Genomic DNA, 16,852 nt, shown 5'->3' with positions numbered 1-16,852 from the left:
ATAAAAAATGTGAATATTGAATATATTATTTGAATTACTAGTTTAAAATAACAATAAAAATGGACTTTTCACGATGAATTATGAAATATTGGGAAATAATTTTTGAAGAAAGGATTATACATAAGATTTGTTTCGAGTTAAGAGAGTGATATATTACGCTTTTAGAATTCTGATTATTATAAATTTTCAGTTTTGGGCAGGGGGCTAATTATGATAGTTTTTGACCGAGTGAATAAGTATTATGGCGATTTCCATGTATTGAAAGAAATTAATCTTACAATTAAGAAGGGGGAGGTGGTAGTGGTCATCGGACCTTCGGGTTCAGGGAAAAGTACACTGCTTCGATGCATTAATCGTCTAGAGACCATTTCGCAAGGTTCCCTTTCAATAAATGGTCTAAATGTAGCGGATAAAAAGACGGACATAAACAAACTTCGTCGGAATATCGGTATGGTTTTCCAGCATTTTCACTTATATCCTCATAAAACAGTGCTCGAGAATATCATGCTTGCTCCCAGGAAAGTTCTAGGGCAATCCGAAGAGGAAGCGAAAAAGATTGCACTGAAGTATCTGGACAAAGTGGGGATTGGAGATAAAGCGAATTCATTTCCTTCTCAGCTTTCAGGTGGACAGCAGCAACGGGTAGCGATTGCCAGAGGTTTGGCAATGGGACCTGAAATCATGCTATTTGATGAACCTACCTCAGCCTTGGATCCAGAAATGATTGGCGAGGTACTGGATGTAATGAAAGCACTTGCCCATGAAGGGATGACGATGGTGGTGGTCACGCACGAAATGGGATTTGCCCGTGAAGTAGCGGATCGAATCGTATTCATGGACGAAGGCAGGGTTTTAGAAGAGGCATCACCGGCTGAGTTTTACGCCAATCCTCGTGAAGAGAGGGCTCGTTTATTCCTTAGCCGTATATTAAATCATTAAAAAAACAGGGGTGAATAACATGTTGAAGAAAAAGAAATGGTTAAAATTATCTTTGCTATCCTTACTGGCTGTCATTTTATTAGCTGGATGCGGCGGGGGGAACGATTCAGACAAAGCTGAAGAGGGTGGAGGCAAAGACAAAGAAAAAGATGTTCTCGCACAAGTGAAGGAAAAGGATAAGATCGTTTTTGGGGTGAAAAATGATACAAGACTATTCGGATTGAAGAATCCTAGTACTGGAGAGGTTGAAGGCTTTGATATTGATATTGCCAAAGCTCTTGCAGCAGAAATCCTTGGTGATGAGAATAAAGTTGAATTTAAAGAAGTGACTTCTAAAACCAGGATGGCATTATTGAATAATGGTGATATCGATGCGATTGTAGCGACCATGACAATCACGGAAGATCGTAAAAAAGAAGTAGACTTCACTGATGTTTATTTCGACGCAGGACAATCTTTATTAGTCAAAAAGGGCAGCGATATCAAGGGTATTGATAGTTTAAAAGGGAAAAAGGTATTGGCTGTCAAGGGCTCTACCTCTTCCATAAATATCCGTGAAAAAGCTCCTGAAGCACAAGTGCTTGAATTTGAAAACTATTCCGAAGCGTTCGCTGCACTTAAATCCGGACAAGGGGATGCATTGACCACGGATGATTCCATCCTTTATGGAATGGCAGATGAAGATCCAAGTTATGAGCTTGTTGGCGGTACATTTACGGAAGAACCTTATGGTATTGCCGTGAAAAAAGGAAATGCTGAATTTGTTGAAGAGTTGAATAAAGCCCTTAAGTCTCTTAAAGATTCAGGCAAGTACGATGAAATCCATGATAAATGGATTAAACATTAAACATTTTAGCAAATGGATAAGGGAAGCTGACCTTAAATAACATTTGAACATTTGTCTATGAGGATGAGCGTTTTGCTCATCCTTACTAGTTAAAGGAGTGTATGCCGTGCTTGATTTCTCCATTTTAACAGAGAATCTGGATATGTATTTATTAGGCTTTAAAAATACGATCATGTCGAGTTTGGTCGCATTGATAGCGAGTTTGATTCTTGGTGTGCTAATTGCCATCATGCGGATTGCACCATTAAAGCCACTAAACTGGCTGGGTACCGCCTATGTAGAGTTCATTCGGAACATACCGTTATTGATCATTACCTTTTTCTTCTTTCTCGGTCTTAAACTAAGCGGACTATACGCCGGGACATTAGCCTTGACCATTTACACTTCATCTTTCATAGCTGAGGCAATTCGAGCAGGCATACTTTCTGTGCCGAAGGGTCAAATGGAAGCTGCCCGTTCATCAGGTCTGACTTATGGACAGGCAATGAGGCTCGTCATTCTGCCGCAGGCCGTTAAAATAGTCATTCCTCCTTTAGGAAACCAATTTATCAATCTAGTAAAGAATTCTTCCATTTTAGCCGTTGTTGCAGGACTCGATCTTATGTACCACGGGGATTTGATTTCTTCAAGGACTTTTGTCGTGTTTGATGTGTACATTTTCGTTGCAGCGTTTTACTTAATTCTTACCATTCCTTTAAGTTTTGGCGTTGGTTATTTGGAAAAACGTCTGGCTAAGAGTAATTGAGGGAGGTATAAGATATGGATTTTGCAGGTGCCTATACACCAGATAATCTTAAGTTTTTATTAGAAGGATTTTGGGTAACGCTCCAGGTAGCTTTTATATCCATTATTCTAAGTTTCATTATTGGCGGTCTTGTAGGTATAATCCGATACGCAAAAGTGCCGGTGTTATCACAAATATTAGCTTTGATTGTAGAAACGGTGCGTAATTTGCCTCTGTTATTAATAATATTTTTTACCTATTTTGCTTTGCCGGAGATACGGATTAAACTGGAAATCATTCCAGCAGCCATAGTTGCCTTGACAATTTTTGAGTCAGCCATGCTTTCTGAAGTCATTCGAAGTGGGCTAAAATCCATTGATAAAGGCCAAATGGAAGCTGCCCGTTCATCAGGTTTGAGCTATACACAGGCATTGATACATATTATTCTGCCCCAAGCGCTGCGCCGCATGGTTCCTCCCATTGTCAGCCAATTCATTTCTTTATTAAAGGATACCTCTTTAGCGGTTGTCATCTCTTTGCCGGAGCTGACCCATCATGGTCAAATCATATATGGACAAAGTCAAAAGTATTTAATACCGATTTTGATCCTGGTGGCTCTCATGTACTTCATTGTGAATTATAGCCTTTCTTTGGTAGCCCAGAGACTTGAATTGAAACGAACCTAAAAAAACGGCTCAGAAATGAGTCGTTTTCTACTTGTCTACGAGGTTCGGAAGTGTCTCACCCCTAACTATGATTATAAAACTATACTTGGTTATCCTTCATGTAATTTCCTTGTGAACCCCAATAGATTGAAGAAATTTGCGACACTCCTGCCGAATAACTGGCTAGCCGGGACCCCACAGGCGCTTGCTTTGATGAGGCTTGGCATACAGTCGGCGGAAAAGGCGTGGATTTCTGGAATCGACTGGAATAATAGTGATGAATGAATACACAAAAAATGAATCTTTTGCTTTTAATAACCGTATATATAATGGAAGAAAGAAGGTGGAATATATGTCGGAAATTAAAAGAAGCAATAGCAAAGCGATTGTATCATTGATCATGGGTGTATTATCTTTGTTTATTCCATTCATAGGCATCATATTAGGTATTCTCGGTTTAATATTTGCATCGAAGAGTAAACAAGAAATTAAGCTTACTGGTGAATCTGGAGATGGATTAGTGACAGCTGGAAAAGTGTGCAGCATTGTTGGAATAATCTTGAATGTTCTCATGATTCTGATTTTCCTGGTGTTTTTTTATTTCGCAGTGAATACGGACATAACAACCTATTGAGTGCTAAAATAAACTTGACAAACAAAGAAAAGTAAATTAATCCTATATAAAATGGAAATTCATGTTATAATTAATATAAAAACCTAAATTTTGTATGAAGGGATGATATTTTGACCATTCAAATCTTTGAGTACCCAGCCGTATTCTATTATGAAAAACACCCGTTGATTATCGACTCTTTTTCCGTTCAGGTTTGTTTCCCGGATTTTAGGCGAGAAGGAATTATTTCTTCCGTTAGCGGTAGGAATCGGGTAGATGCCTTAGCTTGTGCTCAAGAACTGCTGGAATCCATGGTCGAACATTTTATTCACGATAAAAAAAGAATCCCGGATGCAAGTGAAATGGAAAAGGTAAATTTGGATAGGGGAATCAATATTTGTGAGGCTGCACCCTTCAGGATTGAAATAGAAAATATCACATATGAAAAATAAAAAACCTTGCCGGTTAAAGGACAAGGTTTTTATTTTGCATTTCTTGAGATTCAATGAAAATTTTGTAACCCGGATTTTCAGGCACTTAATACGTACATAGAATATTATTTTTTGTATAAGGTGAACTCGACGGTGACCACTGCATAAAATACTCCGGATTGGCTTCACTTTCATTTATGATTTGGTAAAAAAAATATGTTTTCAGAGTAGGACGCCCAAGTATTTATCCAGTAGAAAGCATCCCCATCACCTCAAGTTATCTAAAAGTAAACAAAGTTGATTGGAGCGGGTGTGCGAGACTCCTGCGGGAAAAGCGAGAGCCTGGTGGAGAGGAAATTAACGTTTAAATTGCACAAACCCCTAAAAAAACAGTAGGCAAACTCGATTTTCATAGGGTATGTCTTCAGTCTGTAACCATCATGACCTGTAGAGGAATGATGGTTTTTTGTTTCGTTTGAAATTTCGATTTAATTATTTTTTAATTTTGGGGAAAGGATATTGCGTTCTTTATAACGAATATGTATAGTATAGGTAACGTAGGTAAAAAGTATCAATAGTTATATATTTTGGAGGTGTATGTGTGAAATATTATATAGCATCAGACGAAAAAAATTTGAAGCAAGCCAAATCATTGATCAAGAAATTGACTTCAAAAGGGTTTACATGTGTGAATGACTTGAATTTAATTACGAATGATGAGAAAAACCAAATAACGGACGGCATTGGAGAATATGAGAAAAAGGGGATTGAGGAAGCCGATTTCATGCTGATCTTCCTAACCGCAGGAAAAGGTAATCTATATGAGCTTGGCTATGCTTTATCTTTAAATAAGAAAATAATTGTGTATTCGCCTGAGAAAGACAATTATCATATTAATAAAAAATCAATATTTCATAATCTGCCCGAGGTAACAATCTGCAGCGGGACCTTTTATAAGCTGGTTAAATTGATACATACGCTTTCTCCGGAAGGATCTGAACAAGATTCACTGCATCTTAAATAAATGTCGAATGTAAAATTTTAAGGATACCCTCTAATAAAATTTCTTTTGAACGAATTGTTTAAAGTATTAAAAATGAGGGTAAAGACCATTAAAAAAGGGAGAGGACTGTTTTGGCCATTATCGATATCGACCAATTATTGTTAGCCACTGAAGCGATAGCAGAAGAGTCAGTTCCATTCCATCTTGATACATTTGACATCGATCAACTTTTAGATAAAACGGATAATTGGTAAGGAAAAGCATGCCCAGAGAGGATATGCTTTTTTTCTGACTAAAAATAACCTGAGTACCGGTATGAAAAAAATACAAGTAATCAGGCAAGTGAGGATATTTTAAAGAATTGGATAAAGTTAAAACCGGCGTCCTTTTACGAATCCTAATATCACAAACATCGAGATGGTGCCAATAACAAAAATTGCTTTAATGGAATTAACGAGAATTTCATCGTACATTTGTATTACCTCCTTTTATGTAATGACAGTGCGATTATGATTAGCTGTTGATGTATAAATTATAACATAAAGTCAATAACCGGTGGTGGGAAATTAAAGACGATATGGGTAATAATGTATAGGTTGGAAAGTTGAAGCACAAAAAAAGATATCCTCTAAAAGTGGATATCGGCAATGAAAATTATTTAAGTCCAAGCGCTTTTTTCGTTTTTGGTCCGACGATCCCATCAGAAGTAAGCTTTTTAGAGCTTTGGAATTTTTTTACAGCCGTTTCGGTGTTTTTTCCAAATGACCCATCCACTCCTTTAGTGCTGAATCCAAGTTTAGTTAATCTTTTTTGCAGTTCAATTACATGGGGGCCACTGCTTCCTTTTTTTAGGGTGGAGTTGGTATTTACAGGTAGGCTCACAGATCCGCTCACTTTATATCCATTCGTGGCAGCTATGGTGGCAAATGATCTATTCGAACTGGCAATCAAGACTACAGTGTTCATTCTCACCCTATCGTACAGCCACTGAACTTCATTGTTATACATCCGAATACAACCGGCACTTATATATTTCCCAATGGTTGTAGAATCATTATTGCCATGTATTGCGTACGTATTTCCTGGTGTATTCCTTGCATTGATCCCCAGCCATCTTTTACCTAGAGGGTTTTTTGGGTCTCCGCCTCTAATGTTGCCTTTATAATAGGGACGATTCACAATCTTTGTCACTACCTTGAACTTTCCTTCAGGAGTGTAGGAGGCTTTCTTTCCTGTCGCTACGATGAATACCCTCACCAACTTATCATTTTCGTAATAGGCAAGCTGATTATTGGCTTTATTGATGATAATCAGTTGTCTTGCTGCCGCACCTGAAGTATTACTGAACCCAACAAAAGTAAAGGCGAATATCAATATAAATACAATTAATTTCCTCATGTTTTTCCCCGTCCCTCATTTAAGCAACCTACTTTTACACATATACTATCCTATGCATGAAGTGGGGCTAAAGTGACAATTTTTTAAAGTGGGGGTAAACTAACAATGGGTATTTTAAACCCAGAGTACTTTCTGATTGTTTGCATACCTAAAGAATGATGGGCACTATTTTTGGCCATATTACATACATTATTGAAGTGAAAGCGGAGGTGGAAAAGAATTGTCACGCCTAAATGTGGAGGACTATCTAGAACAAGGAATCCATGGTCCAAAAGAAATAAAGCCTGGTGAACGAAGGGAATTTCTGGGCACATTACGGGAGCGCGTCGTCATCGTACTAAAAAAAAGCCAAGTCTTTGAAACGAATGTATATCCGGAGATAGAGCAGATGATGAAGCAGTATCCCCGTTCAAATTTGTTTTTAAATGGTCAGATGGACTATCAATATTTAGGGAAATATATTAAATTGGCAATGAGTCATAATATTCCTTATAAAATTGTCCTAAACAAAGATCACAACTCCGATTTGGGTCTGGTATTGGCAGAAAATAATGCCATAAACAAAGAGGAAATTCATATCGAGAAGAAATTTCATGCCCAGCAAGTTATCAAAAAGAAAAGCTTCAAAGCGTTTTTCAAGCGCTTTGTTAAAAAATTATTAAACAAACGTTGATAGAATTATCAACGTTTTTAGTTTGTCTATAAAAAGAGGCACGAAAGAGATTTAAAATCAAGAATAGGTTATCCTTCTTGTTTTTTACTGTTATATGTGGATGAACTGGAACGTTTTGAAAATCAAAAAACTGCAGGCAAACTCGCTTATCCTAAAGTTTGTCTACAGTTTGAAAAGTTGATGAATGATTTTTGTTTTATTTTTCAAGCGTCTTTAATTAAATGTGTAGACAACCATTCCTGATTATGCAACCCTTTTCCGTAAGCTATAAAACTTCCTGAAATTCCCTATGATTGTTTTTACTACGGAATACGTGGGGATAGCGATTAAAATGCCAATGAAACCGTATATTGATCCTGCAGCAAGCAGCAATAAGATAATGGTAAGTGGGTGAATGTTAAGGCGTTTTCCCATAACATTCGGTGTAACCAAGTGCCCTTCGACCTGTTGAACAACGGTAAGGACAATGAGTACTTTCACTGCCAACCCAATGTCTTGCTGTAAGGCAATGAAGAGGGCAGGGATGATGCTTATTAATGGACCAAGGAATGGTACAACGGTAAAAATCATGGCGAATAGGGCTAGTACAAGTGCATAATCGAGACCGATAATAAGGTAGCCAATATACATCAAAGTTCCAATGACGATTGATATGATGAATTGACCGATAATATAAGTTGAAAGGGTTTTATCGACGTCTTTTAAAATCGTGTTTCCCTCTGATTCTACATCGGTCGGAATATATTTTAATAGAAATGGTCTTAATTTATCTCCATCCTTCAAGAAATAGAATAAAATGAATGGTGTAATGACCAATACTGTTAAAACACTAGTGATCGTGGAAAAAATGGTATTGACATTCACTATGAGTTTTTCGGAGTAATCTTTCAAATGTGTGACCGCTTTTTCTTTCAATTCTTCCATATTGACCATGCCAAAATCATTTTTTTCAATCATGACTTCAGATTCTTTAGACAATGCCTTGACTTTGCTGGGGAGGTTTTCAGATAATTTTTGAAATTGGTCAACGATTACAGGACTGCCAAAGTAACCTACCATCCCAATCATACTAAATATAATTAAAAAAACGGTAAAGATGCTAGCTGACCTCGGGATAAATTCAGTTAAAAAGTTAACGACCGGACGTAATATATAGTATAAAAGCCCAGCCACAATAATAGGGAAAAACATCGCAGCAATGATTTTTTGTAGCGGCTGCAGAACATAATCAATCTTACCTAGTAAAAAAATAATCAAAATGATCAAAATGATCGCGCATGCATATTTGAAAAACGGTTTATTGATCCACAAGACAATCCCCCCTAATTCCATCTCTTACTTGATTCCCTGATTTAGCTTAATGTTAAACTAAATAACTTGTTCTAATTGTTTGGTGTAAAATGATCATTCAACTTTTTTCGATATAGCTGACCAGAATTAAATGGGAATACAGTCTGTTAATATAGCGGCAAGCAAACAAAAACAAACTTTCACTGAAATATGAAAGTCAACTTTAAAAAAATATTTGGTCATTTTGACTTTTACCTGTCCTCACGTTCATAAGTCGATATGCCCAATGAATGCATTTCCCTAGACTACTGCGGTTAAGTTTAAGCAATGCGCAAAACTGCACCAGCAAGAAATCCTGTTGGGATGATAAATCGTAAAAAGTTCCAAAAAGACATCGATCCGGAAGATATCCGTAAGTTTTTTAAAAGCAGCCGCCGGTTAGGCCAAAACAAAAAAGGCATCATCAAAGGTAAATTCCGGTTATGGAACTTTACTTGATAATGCCTTTTTACAAGGTTTTAAATTAGGATATTTTACTGAATGTGTTCGTTACTCCTTGTTTCTGTTCTGTTTGCATTTTTTTAATGTCCAGACGCAACCAGATGGAGATGGCAAATGCTATCGCAATTAATGCTGCGAAAACATAGAATACTGGGATGTAACTGTTCGTACTTTCCCTGATTGCGGTAACTAACATAGGTCCGCAAACCCCGCCTAGAGACCATGTAGTTAAAAGGTAACCGTGGATGGCCCCAATTTCCTTAGTTCCAAATAAATCCCCGGCAAATGCTGGGAGATTTGAAAATCCTCCTCCATAACAACTCACGACCAGCAAGATGAGTCCTTGGAACAATAGTGTATTTGTAGTGGTAGGAAGTAAAAGGAACGCTCCGATTTGAATGATGAAGAAAATGACGAAAACATTTGGACGTCCAATATAATCCGATGCTGCTGCCCAGCCAAGTCTTCCTCCGCCATTAAAGATTCCCATAATACCGACTAATGTTGCTGCACCTGCTACAGACAGACCAACAACGTCTTGAGCCATAGGTGAAGCTACCGAAATCATCATGATCCCTGCACTTGTATTTATCAGTTTCATGGACCATAACATCCAGAAGTGTTTAGTTTTAACCGCTTCTTTTGCAGTTAATTGCCTTAGGTCTTTCTTCAGTTCTTTCTTACCGGACTCAATATCTTTCTTCATTCCTTCAGGTAGCCAGTTGGCCTTTGGAGGTGCAATATAGGATGCTCCTAAGAACATCAATATGAAATAGCCTGCGCCTAAAATATAATATGTAGTATAAATGCCAACGGATTCCATAAGACTTGCAGCTACTGGGGCTGTAATGAGTGCTCCGGCACCGAAACCTAATACTGCCATTCCTGTTGCCAATCCCCTGCGATCTGGGAACCATTTGACTAAAGTGGATACTGGTGAAATGTACCCAATCCCCATACCAAGTCCACTTAAAACCCCATATGTCATTAGGTAAAGCGGAAGTGAATCGACCATTACTGCTAAACCGGAACCAGCTTGACCTAAACCGAATAATACGGCAGCGACCATTGCTGACTTCCTTGGACCATTTTTTTCTACGAATTTGCCAAAGAAGGCAGCAGAAGTTCCTGCAAGCGCCATCATTATTGTGAATGCTAACGTTACTTCAGTTTCTGACCACCCCATAGTCTCGACTAATGGTTTTTTGTAAACGCTATATGCGTATGCACCACCAATGGAAAGGTGAATGGCGATAGCGGATAAAGCGATTAACCATCTGTTTTTTGTCATGTTGTTACCCCTTTTCGTTAAAAAATAAGAAAGTTGCATGCGTTTTATCTATAATATATCGTTTTGCATGCGTTTTATCTATCTTGTGGGATAAGTATATAAGAATATTATTTAGTAGTAAACTACTAAATTGAATTTCAAGTAAAATTTTCCTCTGTGCTTAGAGTTGGGAAAAAACACTTTATGGATTCGGATTAAAAATGTTATATATTCTAAGGATTTTAATATACATATAAGGTTTGCAGGTATTAGCTTTGGTGTTTTATTCACGAATCTGCCAAAAGTCTTTTCATTTATCGATTTTCCTGGTTACAAAAAGGGAAACGATTGAATTTACTCTTAAGTTGCGATGAAACAGAATTATTCTCATTGGCTTTATAGTGATTATTTTGATAAAATTAATCTAATATTCAAGACATCTTAGCGTACCACCCGGAATTGATATTTTTAGTGGTTTCAGGAATAATTGATTCTTTTTTCAGGAATCATAGTCTGGAAATCAAAGAAAAACCCATTTATTTTAAAAAATTCCGAAAATTTCGTCTTAAAGGCTTGAACTATGATTCCTTATAGGAGTAAACTAATTAAAGATAGATTTTATGGAAGTGAAATCTTGTAAATTTAATCAACAAGGGGTTTTGGTAATGAAGGAACATGACATGCAAATCACGCTTAGTACAACAAAGAAAGAAAAACCACAAGCGGACCAGCTTGAGTTCGGTAAGCAGTTTACCGATCATATGTTTATTATGGATTACACACAAGGGCAAGGGTGGCATGATCCAAGAATTGTTCCTTATCAACCGCTCTCATTGGAGCCGTCAGCTATGATTTTTCACTATGGTCAATCCGTTTTTGAAGGATTGAAGGCATATGCAACACCAGAGGATGACATTATCTTATTCCGTCCGGAAAAGAATTTCCAACGCTTAAATAGTTCGAATAGCCGATTATGCATACCGGATGTCGACGTTGATTTCGCGTTGAAGGCCTTAAAGACTTTAATTAGCGTTGATAAGGATTGGGTTCCCCAGGTAGAAGGGACATCTTTATATATCAGACCATTCATTATAGCTACTGAGCCTTATCTTGGAGTATCTCCATCGAATAAGTATCAGTTCATCATCATCATGTCACCAGTAGGTTCGTATTATAAAGAAGGCATCCATCCAGTTAAAATTGCAGTGGAGTCAGCTTTTACACGTGCAGTTAATGGAGGTACAGGTGAAGCCAAAACGGGCGGTAATTATGCATCGAGCCTAAAAGCCCAGGAAGTATCAGAAAAGATGGGTTATGCCCAAGTTCTTTGGTTAGACGGAGTGGAGAAAAAGTATATCGAAGAAGTTGGAAGCATGAATGTTTTCTTCAAAATTAATGGTGAAATCATCACCCCTGCTTTAAATGGAAGCATCCTTCCGGGTATTACTCGTGATTCCATTATAGAATTGCTGAAACATTGGGGTCTTCCCGTGTCGGAAAGACGCATTTCGATGGAGGAAGTCCATGAAGCCCATAAATTAGGTCACTTGGAAGAGGCCTTTGGAACGGGAACAGCCGCGGTCATATCACCAATTGGTGAATTTTTGTGGAATGGTGAAGAAATGATTGTTCAAAGCGGGGAAACTGGCGAACTTTCCAGAAAGCTTTATGATACACTGACAGGTGTCCAAACAGGTAAAGTCGCAGACGAGTTGAATTGGACTACGAAAGTAGAAGAAAAAGTGACTCAATGAGACTTAAACAAAAGGGGTTCGGAATTTAAAAATTCCGAACCCCTTTTGAAATTCCCTTTGAATTTTGGCCTAAAATTATGTATTGAGGCTCAACGAGACCTCCGTGTTTTCGCTGAATAGAATCATGTTTTAGAAAGCATCCTCATCACCTCAAATGAAGACTTTAGGCAAAAGGGTTCTATTTAAAAGTTAAAACAAAGTTGATTGGAACGGAGGGTACGTGACGCCTGCCGGAAAAGTGAGTGCCTGGAGAGGAAATCAACGTTCAAATTGTACAAACCGTAAAAAAATTCGATTTTATAGAGTTTGTTTACAGTCTGAAACCTTCTTTGAAGGTTTTTTTTTGTTTCACATAATCATTTTGTGCCTTATGGCAACAGCGACGGCCTCGGTCCGGTGATTCACTCCCAATTTCCTGATAGCAGAAGAAATATGATCTCTGACTGTAAATTCACTAACGCTCATCTTTGGTGCCATTTGCTTTAATCCCAATCCATTGGCTAAATATTGAAGGACCTCCACTTCACGTTTGCTTAGAAGGTAAGTGGGAGGGGCGGAATCCAATGTCGAACCGACGGCCAATTTTAAATAATGGGAAAGCTTCATTAAATCATTCTTGGTAACAGGCTCGTTAGCGTGAATGGGATCAACCAACACTAAACCGATGGCCATGTCATTCACAATTACCGGAATGATAGCCAATGAAGAGATGGAAAACCTTTTAACGTATTTTGCGGGGATGGAGGATTTCGCATGTTGGATGGTTAAGTATATGGGTTTGTTATGGATGACTGCTTGGTGGATGGGATATATATCATGAATATTTTCTTTAACATTATGTAATGAAAAGGTATCTTCACTCGTACATGCACATATTCCTTCACCCATTCCTGTTAAACATGAGTAACTGAATAAAGAAGCGCGTTGAAATGAAAAAAAATCCACACAGCCCTTTAAGATCATTTGTGCTTTATTTGCCATATCTTTTTGATGGGAAATCTTTTTTACATGATTCATCATAGTTTCCTCAAGCATTCGACTTTATTCCTCCCTACATTTTCAGTGCTAGGATAAATGCTACTAATATCTTACAATATAATGAAAACTCTTACAAATTTAATAAATCCTTGGATACAAAAGTTTAAAGTTCTTAATTTTAAGGAGGCATTACCATGAAAAGAAAGAATTTAACGACCACCAGCCGGAGTTTTAGAGAAGATACCCTGCCATTTAAACTTTATCAAAAGGCCAAAAGATTCGGTATATGGAATCCTCGTGACATTGATTTCAGCCAGGATAAAGAAGATTGGAAGTCATTTACTGATATTGAAAGGCAAGTGTTATTACGGATCATTTCACTTTTTCAAGGCGGGGAAGAAGCAGTGACTTTGGATTTGCTGCCTCTCATTATGACGATAGCCAAAGAAGGCAGGATTGAAGAAGAAATGTACTTAACGACATTTCTGTTCGAGGAAGCGAAGCATATGGAGTTCTTTCGTTATACATTAGATCAGGTTGGTGAAACGGGTGATTTGACAGTTTATCATTCAGACACTTATAAATCGATTTTTTACGAAATATTGCCTGAAGCGATGGAGAAACTTTTATCCGACCAATCCCCTGAAGCATTGGCAGAAGCAGCCACTGTTTATAATATGTTTACCGAGGGTGTTCTTGCAGAAACTGGATATTTCGGTTTTTATCAGACGCTTGAAGCTAATAAAATGATGCCTGGTTTATTAAAAGGCGTGGGTCTTTTGAAGAAGGATGAATCACGCCATATTGCTTATGGGACCTTCCTGCTGCAGAGAATCATCAGTGAACATCCACATATCTTTAAACAGGTTGAAAAGAGAATGGAGGAACTTTCTCCTCTGGCCATCGCGTTAAATACGGAGGGATATGATCGGTTAGGAAATCCATTTGGCAATGACCAACAAGCTATATTGAATTTTACCATGAAACAATTAACGGTGCGGATGGAGATTTTAGCCAGGGCAAAAGGGAAGGGGATTGAAGAAATCTATCAAAGTAACGAAAAGGAATATGGGGTTTTGTAAAGCCGGTAAAAGATACAAGCTTACTATTTAGTATGTTTGTTAATGAATGGCCATCAGGAACTTTGAGATAGGGTATAAACAATCCTTAACTATGAATATAAACTTATATATCTGAGGTGATCTGTATGAAAGTAAACGCTCATTCGAATTTTTGGCTAAGGACTTCGGTTTACAGTGGCACTAACACTCGTTCACTCATCCCAAACCTTTTCAATGGTCTCGGGGCCAAAAGGATTCTACTCGTAAGTGATGCGGGCTTGGAAAATGCAGGTGTCGTTAATAAAGTTGCCGAAACTTTTGATCAGGAGAATTTAGGTGCCAGAGCTGAAATAGTTGGACAGTTTCTGGGTGTTACACAAGACGCGGCGAGTGAATGTGTAAATGAAGCATTGAAATATGCACGCGAAGTGAATGCCGATGCCATACTTGCCATCGGTGGAGGGAGTGTCATTGATACCGCAAAGGCATTGAAATTCGGATTATACAAAGGAATTACGGATATTAAAGATGCAATTCCAAGCGACAATCTGTATGAGGGTTTTCCAAAAGCCCAATCCATGAATATCCCGCATATTTCCGTAGCCACAACAGCAGGAACCGGTTCTGAAGTATCTCCGATAGCAGTCATATATAATGAACATAAAAAAGTAAAAATGAATATATACAATGTTTTTTTAAGTTCGGATGTTGCCATTCTAGATCCTGAGTTAACAGTCGGACTGCCGAGTGACATTACGGCGTTTACTGGTGCAGATGCATTGACACATGCAATGGAAGCGATCGTTTCACCTGCGGCTACATCAATAACCGATGCTTATGCATTTCAGGCCATCCGAGTTATTGATAGAAATTTACCGGGGGCCGTAAAGGACGGAACAAATATTGAGGCCAGAATGGAAATGCTTCATGGAAGCATGATGGGAATCACTGCATTTTGTAGTGCATTGAATGCGATCCCGGTTCATAACTTTGCCCACGCATATGGGGCGTTATTCCGTATTCCTCATGGATTGGCCAATGCTGTGTTATTACCGGTCGTAATGGAATCAACCCCGGATTTATATCTTCCAAAGGCCCATTTGATAGCCGAAGCCTTTAGTGTGAAAATCCATGATGAAGATTCAAAAAGAACCTTAGTGAAAGTGGTGGAAAAGCTCCGTGTTTTCCTATCCGATCTTGGGCTGCCCTCTGACTTCAGCGCCTATGAAATTAACCAATCCGATATGGAAAGAATTCTTAAAGCAGTAAGGACGGATCCAGCTGCCACTAATTACCCGATGTCGGAGGAATTAATAATGTCAGTAGTTTCAAGAGTTTCACCCGTGAGAATTAGTTAATTTTAAAAAAGCCAGCCCGTTAAGGTTGGCTTTTTTATGGTTTAATGCCATCCAACGTGTTAAGTCCAGTTTCTATATATGAGCTTTTAAAGGGGAGCACTAACAAACGGGATCGAATCTTGTTAATGTTTTTTCCGTAAGTTTTCCTGTGCCATCTTTACAAGTTCCTTGACCATGCCTCCGCCTAATTTTCCGCCTATTTTTCCATTCTGCTTGGATGTCAGTTCACCGTTATAGTCTTTTTTCAGTGGTACGCCAATTTCCTTTGCCACTTCAAACTTTGCTTCTTCGGGATTCTTTGTACCAGCAACTTTGGCTTTTAAATCATCTAGTCCTTTTCTCGCTTCAGATACTAGAATTTTCCTTCTCCTTGCCATTAAGCACCACTCCTATTTTTTTCTTAGGTTATCCTATTGTAAAGAAAATGATTAACATGCAGATCGAATGTTTTTAATTGAATTCCGATGAACCTGGAGGAAGTCATAATCCCTTAAATAAAGAAGTAATTATATAGGGTGCACAGGTACGTAGAAGTTTTAGTTTATTTAAAGCGGGTAACATATAATAAAACGATTTAAGGAGAAAAATGATGCTGACTGCTAATTCAAGTTTGTTAACAAAAGAAGATATGACAAATCCCGATCGAGTGCCGCAATGGCTAATTAAGGAATATCAAACATTCCATAATACAGTGACCGATAAAACCTTTCCTTGTTATTTTGGTATGAAAGCTGAAAATAAAGGGGAACTTCGGTATGCTTATATCACACAGAAAGATTGGTCCAATCTCCCAAAAGCAGTGGAAAGTTTTCTTGATTTATTTCAGGAACCACCATATATCAGGCACGGTCTTTTCGTCTTTATGGAGCCTGAATCAATAGAGGGTGATATAGAATTTTACCGTAAAAGGTTTTGGGATATCCTGCAATACTTACATAAAGCGGATGAAAAGCCTTGGCCAATTGAAAAGCCGAAAGATCCCGAGCATTATTTATGGGACTATCATTTTGCAGGGGAACCAATCTTTGTCTTTGGTAATGCACCTGCTTATAAACAGCGTAAAACGCGTGATTTAGGAAATAGCCTTGTACTTGGATTCCAACCCCGGATGATCTTTGAGGGCTTGGAGGGAACGGAAAAAGGGGGAATCATGTCACGTGAAAAGGTTCGTGAACGAGTGGAGAAATGGGATAACCTTCCTAAACATCCGGATATCAGTCACTTTGGAGATGTAAATCATAATGAATGGAAACAATTTTTCATAGGGGATGATATAGAACCGATAAAAGGTAAGTGCCCCTTCCATCATAAAGAGTTAACTTAACCGAGGGCAAATTGCTCTCGGTT

At 38.1% G+C, this 16,852-nt stretch carries 19 protein-coding genes; 14 read left to right on the top strand and 5 right to left on the bottom strand.

The annotated features are described in order from the left end of the window. The first annotated feature begins 210 nt into the window (after positions 1-210). The 9 genes from ACWF5P_RS14765 to ACWF5P_RS14725 all read left to right on the top strand — a co-directional run bounded on the left by ACWF5P_RS14765 (position 211) and on the right by ACWF5P_RS14725 (position 5,476). Complete coding sequence (locus ACWF5P_RS14765; protein ID WP_048687119.1) at positions 211-939, top strand: amino acid ABC transporter ATP-binding protein; 729 nt, start codon at positions 211-213, stop codon at positions 937-939. A 19-nt stretch (positions 940-958) separates the two neighbouring features. Continuing rightward, positions 959-1,786 carry a transporter substrate-binding domain-containing protein gene (locus ACWF5P_RS14760; protein WP_101225415.1) on the top strand — a complete coding sequence of 276 codons (828 nt, stop codon included), beginning with the start codon at positions 959-961 and terminating at the stop codon, positions 1,784-1,786. A 106-nt stretch (positions 1,787-1,892) separates the two neighbouring features. Further along, complete coding sequence (locus tag ACWF5P_RS14755) at positions 1,893-2,531, top strand: amino acid ABC transporter permease (protein WP_048687123.1); 639 nt, start codon at positions 1,893-1,895, stop codon at positions 2,529-2,531. Positions 2,532-2,545: 14 nt separating this feature from the next. Then, a complete protein-coding gene (locus ACWF5P_RS14750) occupies positions 2,546-3,196 on the top strand; it encodes an amino acid ABC transporter permease (protein WP_034307000.1) in 651 nt (216 codons plus the stop codon). 15 nt (positions 3,197-3,211) lie between these two features. After that, entirely contained in the window at positions 3,212-3,460 is a 249-nt protein-coding gene (locus ACWF5P_RS14745) for a hypothetical protein (RefSeq protein ID WP_452445010.1), read from the top strand. Between the two features lie 67 nt (positions 3,461-3,527). Then, the gene (locus tag ACWF5P_RS14740; RefSeq protein ID WP_434167025.1) at positions 3,528-3,809 is read left to right on the top strand and encodes a DUF4190 domain-containing protein; all 282 of its coding nucleotides are present in this window, start codon (positions 3,528-3,530) and stop codon (positions 3,807-3,809) included. A gap of 110 nt (positions 3,810-3,919) precedes the next feature. Next, a complete protein-coding gene (locus tag ACWF5P_RS14735) occupies positions 3,920-4,240 on the top strand; it encodes a hypothetical protein (RefSeq protein WP_137020179.1) in 321 nt (106 codons plus the stop codon). A 580-nt stretch (positions 4,241-4,820) separates the two neighbouring features. Next, positions 4,821-5,243 carry a nucleoside 2-deoxyribosyltransferase gene (locus tag ACWF5P_RS14730; protein ID WP_452445009.1) on the top strand — a complete coding sequence of 141 codons (423 nt, stop codon included), beginning with the start codon at positions 4,821-4,823 and terminating at the stop codon, positions 5,241-5,243. 110 nt (positions 5,244-5,353) lie between these two features. After that, complete coding sequence (locus ACWF5P_RS14725; RefSeq protein ID WP_272492815.1) at positions 5,354-5,476, top strand: hypothetical protein; 123 nt, start codon at positions 5,354-5,356, stop codon at positions 5,474-5,476. A gap of 400 nt (positions 5,477-5,876) precedes the next feature. Here the strand turns inward: ACWF5P_RS14725 and ACWF5P_RS14720 are convergent, their stop codons facing one another. Then, on the bottom strand, positions 5,877-6,620 hold the full coding sequence (locus ACWF5P_RS14720) for a L,D-transpeptidase family protein (protein ID WP_452445008.1): 744 nt from the start codon (positions 6,618-6,620) through the stop codon (positions 5,877-5,879). Positions 6,621-6,840: 220 nt separating this feature from the next. On the opposite strand from ACWF5P_RS14720, the gene ACWF5P_RS14715 reads away from it, so the two are divergent. Continuing rightward, positions 6,841-7,293 (top strand): YueI family protein, encoded by a 453-nt coding sequence (locus ACWF5P_RS14715; RefSeq protein ID WP_452445007.1) that lies wholly within the window; start codon positions 6,841-6,843, stop codon positions 7,291-7,293. Positions 7,294-7,536: 243 nt separating this feature from the next. Here the strand turns inward: ACWF5P_RS14715 and ACWF5P_RS14710 are convergent, their stop codons facing one another. Together ACWF5P_RS14710 and ACWF5P_RS14705 are read right to left on the bottom strand one after the other, a co-directional pair. Then, positions 7,537-8,604, bottom strand: a complete 1,068-nt coding sequence (locus ACWF5P_RS14710) for an AI-2E family transporter (protein WP_101225409.1) — start codon at positions 8,602-8,604, stop codon at positions 7,537-7,539. A gap of 502 nt (positions 8,605-9,106) precedes the next feature. Beyond that, entirely contained in the window at positions 9,107-10,375 is a 1,269-nt protein-coding gene (locus tag ACWF5P_RS14705; RefSeq protein WP_230175891.1) for an L-lactate MFS transporter, read from the bottom strand. Between the two features lie 644 nt (positions 10,376-11,019). Here ACWF5P_RS14705 and ACWF5P_RS14700 point away from each other — a divergent pair. Next, positions 11,020-12,108, top strand: coding sequence for a branched-chain amino acid aminotransferase (locus ACWF5P_RS14700; protein WP_452445006.1), 1,089 nt, complete (start codon positions 11,020-11,022; stop codon positions 12,106-12,108). Positions 12,109-12,456: 348 nt separating this feature from the next. On the opposite strand, the gene ACWF5P_RS14695 is transcribed toward ACWF5P_RS14700, so the two are convergent. Further along, complete coding sequence (locus ACWF5P_RS14695) at positions 12,457-13,143, bottom strand: response regulator transcription factor (protein ID WP_101225406.1); 687 nt, start codon at positions 13,141-13,143, stop codon at positions 12,457-12,459. A 137-nt stretch (positions 13,144-13,280) separates the two neighbouring features. Between ACWF5P_RS14695 and ACWF5P_RS14690 the strand changes: the two genes are divergently transcribed. Continuing rightward, on the top strand, positions 13,281-14,168 hold the full coding sequence (locus ACWF5P_RS14690; RefSeq protein WP_434167021.1) for a R2-like ligand-binding oxidase: 888 nt from the start codon (positions 13,281-13,283) through the stop codon (positions 14,166-14,168). Between the two features lie 125 nt (positions 14,169-14,293). Beyond that, entirely contained in the window at positions 14,294-15,505 is a 1,212-nt protein-coding gene (locus ACWF5P_RS14685; RefSeq protein WP_434167020.1) for an iron-containing alcohol dehydrogenase, read from the top strand. Positions 15,506-15,627: 122 nt separating this feature from the next. Here ACWF5P_RS14685 and ACWF5P_RS14680 read toward each other — a convergent pair whose 3' ends face one another. Next, the gene (locus tag ACWF5P_RS14680; RefSeq protein WP_434167019.1) at positions 15,628-15,882 is read right to left on the bottom strand and encodes a small, acid-soluble spore protein, alpha/beta type; all 255 of its coding nucleotides are present in this window, start codon (positions 15,880-15,882) and stop codon (positions 15,628-15,630) included. A gap of 212 nt (positions 15,883-16,094) precedes the next feature. On the opposite strand from ACWF5P_RS14680, the gene ACWF5P_RS14675 reads away from it, so the two are divergent. Next, complete coding sequence (locus ACWF5P_RS14675; RefSeq protein ID WP_101225402.1) at positions 16,095-16,829, top strand: YqcI/YcgG family protein; 735 nt, start codon at positions 16,095-16,097, stop codon at positions 16,827-16,829. Positions 16,830-16,852: the final 23 nt, after the last annotated feature.

Source organism: Peribacillus sp. NPDC055009, from assembly GCF_053608705.1.
The sequence above is the reverse complement of the archived record's forward strand: the minus strand, read 5'-3'. Positions and strand labels throughout refer to the sequence as shown.